The sequence below is a fragment of the Parapedobacter sp. 2B3 genome (genome assembly GCF_041925275.1).
GTDB classification, from domain to species: Bacteria; Bacteroidota; Bacteroidia; order Sphingobacteriales; family Sphingobacteriaceae; genus Parapedobacter; species Parapedobacter pyrenivorans_A.
The window spans coordinates 28,679-42,686 of the sequence record NZ_JBHEUZ010000010.1 but is presented as its reverse complement, the minus strand read 5'-3'; the positions used below and the strand labels follow the sequence as shown (position 1 = coordinate 42,686).

12 protein-coding genes are annotated in these 14,008 nt (G+C 51.5%); 4 read left to right on the top strand and 8 right to left on the bottom strand.

Going from position 1 to position 14,008, the window contains the following annotated elements:
• Positions 1-248: 248 nt before the first annotated feature.
• On the top strand, positions 249-2,504 hold the full coding sequence (locus ACEVG1_RS12365; RefSeq protein WP_374743988.1) for a tetratricopeptide repeat protein: 2,256 nt from the start codon (positions 249-251) through the stop codon (positions 2,502-2,504).
• 3 nt (positions 2,505-2,507) lie between these two features.
• Here the strand turns inward: ACEVG1_RS12365 and ACEVG1_RS12360 are convergent, their stop codons facing one another.
• The 4 genes from ACEVG1_RS12360 to ACEVG1_RS12345 form a co-directional block, all read right to left on the bottom strand.
• Complete coding sequence (locus tag ACEVG1_RS12360; RefSeq protein WP_374743987.1) at positions 2,508-3,065, bottom strand: hypothetical protein; 558 nt, start codon at positions 3,063-3,065, stop codon at positions 2,508-2,510.
• 186 nt (positions 3,066-3,251) lie between these two features.
• On the bottom strand, positions 3,252-4,280 hold the full coding sequence (locus ACEVG1_RS12355; protein ID WP_374743986.1) for an outer membrane beta-barrel protein: 1,029 nt from the start codon (positions 4,278-4,280) through the stop codon (positions 3,252-3,254).
• A gap of 174 nt (positions 4,281-4,454) precedes the next feature.
• A complete protein-coding gene (locus ACEVG1_RS12350; RefSeq protein ID WP_374744161.1) occupies positions 4,455-5,714 on the bottom strand; it encodes an ammonium transporter in 1,260 nt (419 codons plus the stop codon).
• A 478-nt stretch (positions 5,715-6,192) separates the two neighbouring features.
• Complete coding sequence (locus ACEVG1_RS12345; protein WP_374743985.1) at positions 6,193-7,503, bottom strand: ammonium transporter; 1,311 nt, start codon at positions 7,501-7,503, stop codon at positions 6,193-6,195.
• Between the two features lie 412 nt (positions 7,504-7,915).
• On the opposite strand from ACEVG1_RS12345, the gene ACEVG1_RS12340 reads away from it, so the two are divergent.
• From ACEVG1_RS12340 to coaA, 3 genes are all read left to right on the top strand, one after another.
• Positions 7,916-8,968: a patatin-like phospholipase family protein gene (locus ACEVG1_RS12340; RefSeq protein WP_374743984.1), complete on the top strand. Its 1,053-nt coding sequence runs from the start codon at positions 7,916-7,918 to the stop codon at positions 8,966-8,968.
• A gap of 52 nt (positions 8,969-9,020) precedes the next feature.
• Positions 9,021-9,389: a methylglyoxal synthase gene (locus ACEVG1_RS12335; protein WP_374743983.1), complete on the top strand. Its 369-nt coding sequence runs from the start codon at positions 9,021-9,023 to the stop codon at positions 9,387-9,389.
• Between the two features lie 86 nt (positions 9,390-9,475).
• The gene (gene coaA, locus ACEVG1_RS12330; RefSeq protein WP_374743982.1) at positions 9,476-10,432 is read left to right on the top strand and encodes a type I pantothenate kinase; all 957 of its coding nucleotides are present in this window, start codon (positions 9,476-9,478) and stop codon (positions 10,430-10,432) included.
• On the opposite strand, the gene ACEVG1_RS12325 is transcribed toward coaA, so the two are convergent.
• The 4 genes from ACEVG1_RS12325 to ACEVG1_RS12310 are packed head-to-tail and all read right to left on the bottom strand — an operon-like array spanning position 10,429 to position 13,945.
• A complete protein-coding gene (locus tag ACEVG1_RS12325) occupies positions 10,429-11,307 on the bottom strand; it encodes a mechanosensitive ion channel family protein (RefSeq protein WP_374743981.1) in 879 nt (292 codons plus the stop codon). The genes coaA and ACEVG1_RS12325 overlap by 4 nt on opposite strands.
• 36 nt (positions 11,308-11,343) lie before the next feature.
• Positions 11,344-11,838 carry a dihydrofolate reductase gene (locus ACEVG1_RS12320; protein ID WP_374743980.1) on the bottom strand — a complete coding sequence of 165 codons (495 nt, stop codon included), beginning with the start codon at positions 11,836-11,838 and terminating at the stop codon, positions 11,344-11,346.
• Positions 11,839-11,849: 11 nt separating this feature from the next.
• The gene (locus tag ACEVG1_RS12315) at positions 11,850-12,671 is read right to left on the bottom strand and encodes a thymidylate synthase (protein WP_374743979.1); all 822 of its coding nucleotides are present in this window, start codon (positions 12,669-12,671) and stop codon (positions 11,850-11,852) included.
• 47 nt (positions 12,672-12,718) lie between these two features.
• Complete coding sequence (locus tag ACEVG1_RS12310; RefSeq protein ID WP_374743978.1) at positions 12,719-13,945, bottom strand: Glu/Leu/Phe/Val dehydrogenase dimerization domain-containing protein; 1,227 nt, start codon at positions 13,943-13,945, stop codon at positions 12,719-12,721.
• Positions 13,946-14,008 lie beyond the last annotated feature (63 nt).

Here is a 14,008-nt window from a genome sequence, read left to right as displayed (position 1 = left end):
CGATTAATTGTAAATTACTAGCTAACGCGGCAACTTAAACAATATACGTTCCAATAAGGCCTTAGCGTCAGGATGGCAGGACAATATGGCAACGTTTGCTTCTATTCATTGAAAAATACCGACTAGTGGGTATTTTTTTCCCTTTCCAATCACATTACGTTTGTTTTGTCAGCGCGATGTTTTACATTTAACCACCATTATATATTGTCAATTGATCCAGGTGTAATCAAATTAAAATCGAACAACCTATGACCCATCAGGTGCGCCGTCTATCTTTTTTGTTGCTGATCCTTCTTTTCGGCTATGGCCCGGCCTATACGCAGCAAGCGTCGAAGCAAGAGCTGGATAGCCTCAAAGCCGCTGTCCGCGATGAGCGCGACCCCTCTAAAAAGGGTACTGCGCTGCTCAATCTGGCAAATCGCCTTCCACGCGCCGCGTTCGACGATGCGATGCACCATATCGATGAAGCTTCCGATTTGTTCAGGAAGGAAGCCGACTACAAAGGGCTCGTCCGCGCCCACCTGCTATTGGGTGATATCCATTTCAAGCGCCAGCAATTTCCGCAGGCACTCCGATACGATTCCCTCGGCATTTCCCTCGCAGACAGTGTCGGCGACCTGGAAGGCAAGGTGAAGCTGCTGAGCAACCAAGCCCGTGATTTTTCCATATCGGGGAACCACCTGCGCGCGGAACAATCCGCCCGCGAAGCACTGGCCATTGAGTCAACTTTCCCGCACCCCGATATCCGCCGACTAACCAGCCTGTATAACCTACTCGGTATCATCTGCCGTACGCTCGATAGCCTACAGCAATCGTTGGCCTATTTCGACAAAGGGTTGGCCTACCGAGATAGCTTGATACCCACCCATGCCGAAGACCGCATGCTGGTAAACCTCTATATGAATAAGGCTTCCACTCTCACGAAGTTGCAACGTTTTGAAGAAGCGGTGGATATGAATCTGGCAGCCATACGGATCCGGGAAGAACTGGGCGACAGCATCGGGCTGCAGCAATCGTTCAACAATGTAGCGGTGGTCCTCCGCTCCGCGGCGGAAGACGACAAGGCGCTCGAATACTTCCGGAAATCGCTGGCGATCTCAAGGGCCGCCCACATACCCGTTGCCACAGCCAACACCTTGGTGAATATGGCAACCATTTACTTCAGCAAGGATCAACGGGATACCGCCTACCAACTTTATGAAGAAGCCATCCAGCTAGCGGATTCCATCTCCAACGAGCGTCTGCTCCGGTTGGCCCACCACAATTACGGCAATAGCCTTCGGAATGCGGGGGAACTGGACTTGGCCCGGCAACATTTGGAGCGCGCGCTCGATTACGCCGAAGCCGGTGGCGGTACTGGCGACCTGAACATTACCCGGACGGTGCTGGGGCGGGTGTATTTTGAAAGCGGTGATCTGGCGCGAGCGGAACACTTGTATGCGGAAACCTTGCGACAAACCGATACGACGGCGCATACCGATAACCTGATGACGCTTTACGGATACCTCCGCGACCTGGGTGAAAAAAAGGGGGATTATCGATCGGCATTCCATTACCAAACGCTTTTTGGCCAATTATTTCAACAGCGCCTCACCGAAAACGAACGGGTGGCTATCCTCAAAGCCGAAAACCAATACCAACTCGACAAGAAAGACCTGCTGTTGGAAGCCCAGCGCAAAGAAGCGCTCCAAAAGCGCCGCACCCTGCTCATCGTCGCCATCGCGATCATATTGTTACTCGCGGCCCTATCGGCCATCATCTTACTTCGCCGCCGGCAGCTGAATGAACGCCACCGGTCCGAGGTAAGGCAATTGGCTACGAAACATCGGCTAGACACTGCCCAGGCCCTGCGCAATGCCGAGGAGAAGGAACGCAAGAAAATCGCCGACAGGCTGCATGATGAAGTCGGCGCACTGCTCTCCATCGCCCGTTTGAATGTAGACCAGTTGGAAACGGATACCGGCGCCACCCCTACAAGCAGGGAAAAGCTCCGAACCACGCAGAAACTCCTGGGCGATGTAGCCGACACCGTACGCAACATCAGCCATATCCTGATGCCCGTTGCATTGGAGAAACAAGGACTCAAAGCAGCCGTCCTGGAATTGGTCGACGCCGTCAACACGGCCGGCACCCTACGCATAGAAGACGCCATAGACGGATTCAACAACACGGGTACCTGGGAGGCCAACTTCTGCCATACCGTGTACCGCATCGTACAGGAAATTATCAATAATACCGTGAAACACGCCGGGGCCTCCCATCTATTGATCCAGCTCGTGGAACTGGAATCCTCGATAACCATTTATATGGAAGACAATGGCAGGGGCATAAACACGCTACGCAACAACGACGGGCTAGGCATGTCGTTGCTCCGGAACAACATTGCCTATTACAACGGCGCCATCGAGGTGAACGGACGCGAAAACGAGGGCACATTCATCCTCATCGAATTGCCCATCCGTCGCATCCAGCCAACGGTAGAGGGCTCCCCATCGGACAGATAGCAATCACATACCCGTGTTGACCACTCCGGGCCTCCCCGCCGCTTCCAATTGCGCCAACAGCTGGTCTGCCAAGCCGTCGATCGCTTCGTACGCGTGGGTTTTCTGTTTTTGCCAAATATGCGCGTTGATTTTGCTTGCCCGATTTTCCAGTGGAATGGGCGAAACGGTTGCCTTAACGAGTTTCCCGTAGCGGTCATTGCGATAAGGTTGGTATGTTAAGTCGGTAAACCAATAGGTAAACCCCGAGCCGTTGTCTTCGATCACCAGTGTGTAGTGCACATCGCCAGCTACATGGTTCCCAATTCCTGCGTGATTCTTCATCCGGATGCTTCCCACGCTTTCCATGCGGTTGGTGCCCACGTGCGTTATCCCGTTCCCTTTCTCCGCTAAAAAAGCGGTCAACGTTTCACGCACCTCCTCCAATCCGATCTGATCGGGCCACGTTTCCGACTTCAATAACACCAATTTGCCGCGTTGGTCCACCGAAAATCCACTGGTACCACGTCCGATATCGTCCGTCGATAGGCCAGTATAGCCTACGGTTACTCCTGTAATAAGCATTGCCATTAAATTAATCATACCCGTCTCCTGTTAACGTAACTAATTTATCTTAAGCCGGCATCCCGTCCAAAGGCGCCTGCGGGATAAAAATAAGAAAACAAAATCGAATACAAAAAAACCTAACAGGTTCTTTACACCTGTTAGGCCATTCATCCACGTGTGCAGCAAATCAAGGAGCCGAAACTCCTAGAAAGCGTAAACCAAGGCCAGCGAAAACTGCGAAGCACTTTTAGTTGGATCCATATCCATGCTTTTCATAAACATCTCAGTAGAGCCATTATCAAGCCTAAATTCCGGAATCATCGTCAAGGGGCCGGCTTTCACATTGGCCGACAGGGTAAAGCCGACAACCGACTCACCACCCGGCACAAAGGCCCAGCCCGCTTCTTTTTCGGTATAATACTCTCCCCTTGCGCCCAAGGCAAAGGCGTCTGAGAAACCGTATTGGAGGTACAATGCCCCACCCGAATAGCCGCCATCGCCATCCGCGGCATCGGAAAAGTCAGCCGCATTCAGCCCTACTTTGAACGCATCGGTCACTTGGTAAGCGGTAGTGAGGTCAACAATGGTACCCGTGCTACCGGTGAGGAAATTGATGTAGGCATCCCACCCGGCTACCGGCGAGAGCGACAGCTGCGCGCCGAAGTCAGACACGCCGTCGAAATCCTGATAGGCATTCCAATCGTTGAACAACCCTACCATCAAGCCTACCTTGTCTGAAAACGCATATTCCGCCTTGATGCCCGCATTCTGGAAGGGACCCGCTGAAAACAGGTATGACGTGGAGTAGTTGAAGTTCCCAGTGGGCGAAATGATCTCGTATCCAACGAATGTACCCATGAACCCCGCGGTCATGGAAAACTTTTCGGTAAACGCATAGCTCATGTAAAGGTTCTGGATGTGGAAGGAGTTGCCATCGCCACCGTTGAGCAGCGACTGGTAGCCGCCCCGCGGCCCGAAAGACACGTCACCCACAAAGGAGGCCTTCCCCACCGTTTTGCCTACGATGACATTGACCATGCCCAGCGAAACGGAGTTCTGCTCGTTGGCAAAGGACGTCGGGATGTTTCCCAGGCCATCGGCATCCTTGTAACCAGCGAAATCATATTTATAATAAGCATCGACCGAACCTGAGATGGTCAGTGATTCGTCCTGTGACTTTGCCACGAAAACAGTTGATAGTAAAACGGCTGCTGAAATAAAAATTTTCTTCATATTTGTTGATTTGTTGCTTGTTCTTAACTGGCTTCCAAACGAGTTTAAGAAAAGCGATGAACAATCGGTTCGGAGGATAACGTACGCCAACATGTACGTTATCCCTGAACCTTATTAATTAATGCATGTCATTCAATGTGTGCTATTTATTTTCATGGAGTACTTACGTACTCATTAATCTTCCATCAAAATGGTGTAACCACGGATACCGTGCTCTTCACTGTCGAGACCATGTTGCTCAATTTCTGGCTTCACACGCAAGCCCATGGTTATCTTCAATATACCGAAGATGACGAAGGCACCACCGGCTGCTGCGGCTCCACAGATCAAAACGCCATATAATTGCGGCATGAACGAAGCACCTTCGCCAAAAATCCCGGTAGCTAAGGTTCCCCATATCCCACATGTAAGGTGCACGGATACCGCACCCACACAGTCGTCTAGTTTCAACTTATCCAACAACATCACCGAAAACACCACGAGAACCCCGGCGATGGCTCCAATAATCAACGCTTCGAGCGGCGTGATGATGTCCGCACTTGCCGTAATCCCCACCAACCCGGCCAGAACTCCGTTGAGGACCATGCCAAAGTCGATCCGTTTCATTGCGAACATACTCGTAAAGTGGCCACCGATAGCGCCCCCGCAGGCTCCAAGAATCGTGGTCGTCAGTACCAGCGAAACAAGCCCTGGATCTGCGGAAAGTACGGAGCCGCCGTTGAAACCAAACCATCCGAGCCAGAGTAAAAACACACCGATGGTAGCCAACGGCACTGAGTGACCGGCAATTTCGGTGGTCTTTCCATTATCATATTTTCCGATACGGGGCCCAAGCAACCAAATCCCGACCAGTGCAGCCCATCCGCCCACAGAATGCACGAGGGTAGAACCGGCGAAATCAACGAAACCCATCTCGTCCAAAAAGCCACCGCCCCATTTCCAGCTGCCAATTACCGGATAGACCAAACTCACAAACACCAAGGAGAAAGTCAGGTACGCACTGAGCTTAATTCGTTCAGCGACGGCCCCAGACACAATCGTTGCACAAGTCGCAGCAAACATGGCCTGGAAGAAAAAATCGGTCCAGAAGGTGTAGCCGCCATCGGCGTAACCTGCACTGACATCAGCACTGCCCGGTGCAAGCCAAATCACATTCCAGCTCTCCATGCTGAAACCAAGGAAACCATTGAACGTGCCGGGGTACATCAGGGCAAAGCCTATCAACCCATACGTTACGACGCCGATTACCGGGGTCAGCGTGTTCTTGAACAAAATGTTCACCGTGTTCTTTGATCGGGTAAAACCAGCCTCAACACTGGCAAACCCCAGGTGCATAATGAAAACCAATGCGGCAGCCAGCATCATCCAAATGTTGTTGGCGGTGAGCATCGCATCCACAACGGTCGGACCCGCATCTGCGGCATCTTGAGTCATCACAGACAGCATCGGAAATGCGCTCGCAAGACTAAATGCATCGAAAAAACATGAAATAATAACAGTAAATAACTCCATAAATCTTAAAAATTAATTAAAAACACAAAATATCATTACGATTAATACAATAATTAATACAAATATGTATAATAAATTCAATAAAACAATTTTAATGTTAGTTTTTTTGTAAAAAAAAACATAAAATATTAAATTACTATACAAATAAAATAATATATGATGCATTATATTAAATATTCAATGATATTAATAGACATATAAATCAGTTTTACCACAATAAATATAGAGTTAGCTGTAATTAATCAAAAAAATAAACAAACAAAAAGAAACATAATTGTTCTTTTTTTTAAATTATACTCGAAAACACATTCAAAATTGATACAAAAACAGGAATATATTCAAAAAAAAGCTTCGCGTCACCATATGACGCGAAGCTTTCCGTTGCAACAGCAGCTAGGCCTTAGAGACTTTCCCCGTGCTGGGTCACATCCAGCCCCCGCTCCTCTTCTTCCACGGAAACCCGGAGCTTGCTCACCAAATCGGTGGCCTTCAGCAGTACGAACGCCATGATGAATGTGAAAGCCACGGCTCCCACCAGCCCGATCAGGTGGGCAACAAACAGCCCTGTCTGTCCGAAAAACAATCCATCCGTCGACACCGCCTCGTTGATGGTATGGGTGGCGAACACGCCGGTAAGGATCATGCCGACCATTCCGCCCACACCGTGGCTCGGGAATACATCGAGGGTATCATCCACACCCGAGCGCGTACGCCATTCAACCACCATTCGGCTGATGACAGCGGCAACAATGCCGATAATCAATGAATGGCTCACCGTTACGAAGCCAGCCGCCGGTGTAATGGCAACCAACCCGACAACCACCCCGATACAAACACCGATGGCTGTCGGTTTCTTGCCCCGGGCCGCGTCAAAGAAAATCCAGGCGAGTGCAGCAGCTCCGGATGCAGCGCTCGTAGTGGCCAAAGCGGAAGCTGCCAAGCCGTTTGCGCCGAATGCCGATCCTGCATTGAACCCGAACCAACCGAACCAAAGCAATCCCGTGCCAAGCATCACATAGGTAATCCGCGCCGGGTTGGAACCACTTGAATCGTTGCCCCGTTTGAGGTACAGTGCAGATGCCAATGCCGTTACGCCGGCCGACATGTGCACCACCGTACCGCCAGCGAAGTCAAGCACGCCCATGCCAGCCAACAATCCGTCGGGATGCCAGGTGGCGTGTGCCAAAGGCGCATAAATGAACACGAAAAACAGGATGAGGAAGAGCACATACGATTTAAACCGTATACGCTCGGCAAAAGCACCGGTAATCAGCGCCGGGGTGATGATGGCGAATTTCAACTGATACATCGCAAACAACGCAAAGGGAATGGTGGGCGCGCCCGGCCAATTCGGACCGCCAACGACGCCTTCAAACATAAAATACGTCGCCGGGTTACCGATCACACCGCCGATCGATTCGCCGAACACCAAACTGAAGCCGAATACCACCCATATGACCGCGACCACCGCCATGCAAATAAAGCTCTGGAACATGGTGGATATCACATTCTTTTTCTTGACCATACCGCCATAAAAGAACGCTAGACCCGGTGTCATGATCAATACGAGTGCCGTTGAGGTAAGCATCCACGCTACGTCCGCACCGTTTATCTCCCCTTCCCCCTCAACGGGCAACGACGGGAAGAAAAGCGCTAGCAATGCCACAATCACCAGCATCAGGAATGGTAAAATAGATTTTTTTGTCTCCATGAATTGATTAATTAGCAATAAAACGTGTAATTTAAATGATTTAACAATAATATTTCATGCAAAAATGTATAAATATTTCAATAATTCAATTTTTTATTAAAAAAACATTAATAATTGTCATAATTATACTCAAACAATCAATTTAATAACATAAGTAAGTTTATTTATGTTGATTAAATGTGTTTATTTTATAATAAGTAAAACATAAATACATTTTTTATCAAAAAAAACGACGTTTTTATTCAATTTCACATATCGATTAATAAGTGTCGTGTTATTCTAGCCAGTAGCGCCGACTAACTGGCGCCATCCCATTAATCCAGTACGTACGTGGATTCCGCCTTCGATAAAAGGTTAGTAATTTTTGTATTTCGAAGCAACTTTATCTAAGTTTACGGGCAAAGCGCAAACGATGAAGAAAATCCTTTCGATTGACGGGGGCGGTATCCGTGGCATCATACCCGGCATGTTGCTGGTGGCGTTAGAACGTCGGTTGCAGCGCGTAAGCAACGATCCCAGCGCCGCGATAGTGGACTATTTCGATTTTTTCGCCGGCACCAGTACCGGCGGCATCCTGACGTCCCTGCTGTTGTGTCCCGATGAAACGAACCCCTCCCGCCCGAAGTATTCCGCTCAGGAGGCATTGGACATCTACGTGTCCCATGGCAGCGACATCTTCAAGGCTGGTTTCTTCCGTAGGTTGGTTGCCAAATTCGGCTTGCTTAGTGAACGCTACCCAAGTACGACGCTGGAATATGTGCTCGAATCGTACTTCGGCGAATGCAAGCTTAGCCAGTTGCTCAAACCCTGCATCATCACTGCCTACAACATCGAGCTCCGGAAAACGCATTTCTTCAGGCAGCAGACCGCCATTACACGGGGCGATCCGCGCGATTTCTACCTCCGCGATGTGTGCCGGGCCACTTCGGCCGCTCCGACGTATTTCAGTGTTGCCGAAATCCGTTCGATGAGCGGCACGCGTTATCCGCTCCTCGATGGTGGGGTATTTGCACCCAATCCATCGATGAGTGCGCTGGTGGAAGTGACAAAGGCGTTTAACCAAACAAAAGTCAACGATATTTCGATCCTTTCACTGGGTACCGGGCGTTCCCGGAAGGCCTATGACTATGAGCACTTCAAGAAAAGCAGGGCCATATCCATCGGCCCGGCCCTCATCGATATCATGATGAGCGGGGCCGCTGAAAGCAGCGATTTCTTCCTCCAGCAATTGTATCGGTCGGCGGGCAAGAAACAACAATATGTCCGCATAGAGCCGAAAAACCTGCACAGCATCCAAGAGGCGCTCGATGCGGCTAGCCCCAACAATATCCAAAAACTGATTGCGTTGGGCGACCGCATGGTCAGCGAAAACGACGAACTGCTCAACCAACTGGTCGCTTGGCTGGTGAAGGAAAGAGACGACTCCCAACCCAAAAGCCCCTGGCGGTTTTTATCGACGAAATGACGATTCGGTGCAACCCGCCTTATAAGAAGCAATAAAACAACACAATCAACTGATGCAACAACAAACAATCGCGCTTATTGCGCACGATGGCAAAAAGCCGGAGATGGTAGCTTTCGTAAAGGACCACTTCACATTATTGAACGACCTGAAACTTGTCGCCACGGGCACCACGGGCGCCTATATCCGGCAGACGGGACTGGAAGTAGAGTTGAAGCTGAGCGGCCCCAAAGGTGGTGATGCGCAAATCGCCGCAATGGCCGCCGAAGGGAAAATCGATGCCATTATCTTCTTCCGCGATCCGCTCGGCAAGCACGCGCACGAACCCGATATCCAGATGTTGATGCGCGTGTGCGATGTATATGATGTACCGTTGGCAACCAATCCGGCTACGGGCGAATTGATACTGAAAGGTCTCCGCTGAAACGGCCGCAGGAGCACAATTATGCTACTTCGTGCTTGAGTAATACACTTTTTAATTAATTTTGCGGCTTCACCAACCCCACCGGCATGGTCAAAACGGACAACGGTATCACATATTCCCCCTTTCGCCATGTAACGCGCGATACGTGGAAAACACTCAACGGGCACCCCCACTACGTACTGGCCGACGAAGATATCCAGAAACTCAACGCGCTGAATGAGCCGCTCACCATGCAGGAAATCGAAGAGGTCTATTTCCCCCTAAGCCACCTATTGCGCCTGCATATCGATAGTTACCGGCAGCTGCACGGGTATACCAATTCATTTTTTGACAACCATTCCAAGCAGCTGCCCTTCATCATCGGTATCGCGGGGAGCGTGGCGGCAGGTAAAAGCACCACGGCACGTGTATTGCAAAAGGTACTGTCACTCGCACCCGGAAACCCGAAGGTGGAATTGATCACCACGGATGGTTTCCTCTACCCAAACAGCTATTTGGAATCGAAAGGCATCCTGAACCGCAAAGGATTCCCCGAAAGCTACGATGCACGACGGTTGCTGGGATTCCTGTCAGACATCAAATCGGGCAAGGAGGCGGTTTCGGCACCCGTATACTCCCATCTGGTCTACGACATCGTGCCCGACCAGCTGCAGTGGGTGGCACAGCCAGACATCCTTATCGTGGAGGGGATCAACGTGCTCCAGGTAAACGTCAAAGGAAAGCATCGCGGGCCGCGCGTATTCGTATCGGACTTCTTCGACTATTCCATCTACGTAGATGCGTCGCCCGAAAACCTGCAGGAGTGGTACACCAAGCGGTTCGAGTGGCTCCGTAAAACCGCCTTCCAGCGGGCTGACTCTTATTTCCATCGGTACGCCGACCTCGACGAGAAACAGAGTGCCGAAACCGCTGCCGGTATATGGAACGAAATCAACAAGCCAAATCTGTTGAAAAACATCCTGCCCACGCGGTTCCGCGCAGACCTGATCCTGGAAAAAGGCAGCCACCACTTTGTGAAAAGTGTCAAAGTGAGGAAGGTCTAAAGGGAGGCTTCAAATGAGATAATGTGCTGGTAGAGGTCGTTGCGCAGTGTCCGCCGCAGCTGGGTGTCTTTCTTGGCGGTCGAAAACTGCAGTTTATATTGTACGGCATCCTTGCCGATGCCTACCACACGCAGCTGGAAACTGCCCGGCACAATCGCATTGCCGTACTGTTCCAACGCCTTGCGCATATCATTTTCCAACGCCTTGTTCCGGCGGGAGCTTGCCAATGGCAGTTCAAACTCAATCGTCAGTTTCCTGGAATTCTGCAACGACTGGTTGATGATATTGGTGGTAAATGCCGTATTGTTCGGAATCAGCACCACGTCGTCGTCGTCGTTCTTCACCATAATGTTGGCCAACGTGATGTCCATGATCTTGCCCTGGTGCTCCCCTATGCGTACGGTGTCGCCAATGGTGAATTGATCGGAAAACATAATCAACAGCCCACTGATCATATTGGTGATGTAGTCGCGGAATAGCAGGGCAATGGCCATGGCGACGATGGTGATGCTGGTTAAAAACTCCTTCGGGTTGATACCGAAGGCAATCATCAGCCCCAAGACGGCAAACACCACATTCAGCAAAGTAGCGATCTGGTTGATCCCCAATATGTAATTGCCGCGTACGCGGTTGTTTTTCTTGTTGCGGCGCCGGTAAATGGCAATCAGGATAAACCGGCCGATGGCGATGAGGATGCTCCCCGTAAGGAACGTGTTTACGCCGTACGCAACGCCGGCCAATCGCGGCTGTTGGCTATATACCTCGGCATCTGCCGCAAACGAATAGGCAATGGCTGTCCATAGTACCAGCTTAAACGCAAAAAAGAACCACCCCCCGAGTGGCCGCCCTTTTCCGGTATCGGCAGCGTGTGTCATGGGATAAAAATACACATTTGATTTGTAAAAACCGACTTATCGCCGCTCGTAAATCCCGAAGGTATAGCCATAAGCATGCCGTTCGTCTGCAGGGTGGCTTTCTTCAGAAACCGACCTCCATTCTCGTTCATCCAGTTCGGGGAAAAAGCTATCTCCCGGCAATGCAGCGTGCACACGGGTAAGGTAGATGCGGTCTGTAACAGGGAGTGCCTGTTGGTATATTTCCGCTCCCCCCACTACGAATACTTCCTGTTCGCCTGCACAGCTTTCGAGGGCGGCCGCGAGCGAATGGACCACATCGGCTCCTTCCACGGCATATGCGGCCTGCCGGGTAATGATGATATTGCGGCGGTTGGGCAGCGGCTTGCCGACCGATTCGTACGTTTTGCGGCCCATGATGACGGGATGTCCCGTGGTGGTACGTTTAAAGAAACGCAGGTCGTTGGGCAGGTGCCACAGCAGTTGGTTGTCCTTGCCGATGGCATTGTTTTCTGCGGCCGCCACAATGGCCGATACGAGGGGTCGCTCCATAGTGGCCGGGGTTATACCGCTACCGGTGCTTTGATACGTGGATAAGGATCATAGTCCGTTAGCTCGAAATCTTCGTACCGGAAGCCGAACAGATCCGTTACCGCCGGGTTTATCGTCAGGGTCGGCAACGGCCGGGGTGCCCGGCTCAATTGGAGTTCCACCTGCTCGAAATGGTTGCTGTACAGGTGGGCATCGCCAAACGTATGTACGAAATCGGCGGCTTCCATGCCACATACCTGAGCCATCATCATGGTCAGCAACGCGTAAGAAGCGATGTTGAACGGAACGCCCAAGAAAATATCTGCGCTACGCTGGTAAAGCTGGCAGGAAAGCTGCGGTTTCGACAAGCCTTTATCCGGGTCGGCCGGTGCCACGTAAAACTGGAAAAATGCATGGCATGGCGGCAATGCCATGTGCTCGATTTCGGCAACGTTCCATGCAGATACGATGATGCGGCGCGAATCGGGATTGGTTTTGAGCTGCTGCACCACCTTTCCGATCTGATCGATGTGCCCGCCGCCCGGTGTGGGCCACGACCGCCACTGCGATCCGTATACAGGGCCCAAGTTGCCCGCTTCGTCTGCCCATTCATCCCAGATGCTCACGCCGTTTTCCTTCAGGTAGCCGATATTCGTATCGCCACGGAGGAACCAGATCAGCTCGTGGATGATGGAGCGCAGGTGCACCTTTTTGGTAGTTACCAATGGGAATCCGGCCTTCAGGTCGAAACGCATCTGATGGCCAAATACACTGCGGGTACCCGTACCTGTACGATCGTGTTTATACACGCCTTTTTCGTACACATGGCGCATCAAATCGAGGTATTGCTTCATGGTGAATCGTTCCTTTCAAGTGTGTAAAGATACAGAATTAGCTGTGATTACACCAACTCACGCAACGCAATTTCATAGGCACGCGACGTGATGTTGGTTTTAGCGGGCGACAGGTTGCGGATGGCCTGCAACGCCCGGTGGATAACGGCGGATACGTCCGAGAAAATGGCGTCATCACTCATTTCCACGTTGCGCTGCATGAGGTAGGCAAACACCCGGGCCATCCCACAGTTGGCAATAAAGTCGGGGATCAGCGACAGTTGCCCGTCTACGTATTCCATTACCGGACCATAAAAGATTTCGCGGTCCGTAAAGGGCACATTCGCTCCCGACGAGATGACTTCCAATCCGTTGGCCACCAAACGGGCCACATGCTCTTTCGATACCAGCCGCGATGCGGCGGCGGGGACAAAGATATCCGCGCGGAGGTCCCATATCGTGGCGTTGAGCACATCAAACGGCCGCATACCGTCTGCGTGCAGGCGATTTCCCTTGCGGTTGAGATACAGCTGCCGTACGGCTTCCGCGTCGAACCCCGTTTCGTTGACCACTCCTCCGTCGCGGTCGATAATCCCAATGATTTTGACGCCCATCTGCGCGAGGTAATACCCTGCGGCAGCCGCAACATTGCCCCACCCTTGGATGATGGCGCGTTTGCCCACCACCTCGCCATCGAAAAGTGCGTAGTAATGCCGGATCGACTCGGCCACCCCATATCCCGTAACCATGTCGGCTACCTTATATTTACGCCGCAGGTCGGGCGTATAGGCAAGATCCTCCAATACTTTCGATACGCCGTAGCGCAGCTGTCCGATTTGGTGGATACGCTGGTTCTCGGGTACGTTGAAATGCCCGCTAAGCACACCCTCTTGTGGGTGCCAAAGGCCATAGTTCTCGGTAATGGGGATGACATCGTGGATTTCATCCACATTGAGGTCGCCACCCGTGCCGTAGTAGTTCTTCAGCAACGGGGTAACCACTTTATACCACCGTTCCAGCACGCCCCATTTGCGTGGATCGGCGGGATTGAAGTTGATGCCCGACTTGGCGCCACCAATGGGCGGACCCGAAACGGTAAATTTCACCTCCATGGTTTTGGCCAGTGATTCAACTTCGTTGCGGTCCAACCCTGCACGCATGCGCGTGCCGCCGCCGGCAGCCCCGCCCCGCAGGGAGTTGATCACCACCCACCCTTCCGCCTCCGTCTCGGGGTCTTTCCATTCAAAGACAATTTCAGGCCGCTTTTCTTCAAAGCGTTTTAATAATGGTTTCATGTTATGTGTGCAATATGTGTGTGCGCAAACTTAGGCAACCCCGCTTACATACGCAAGCCAGCA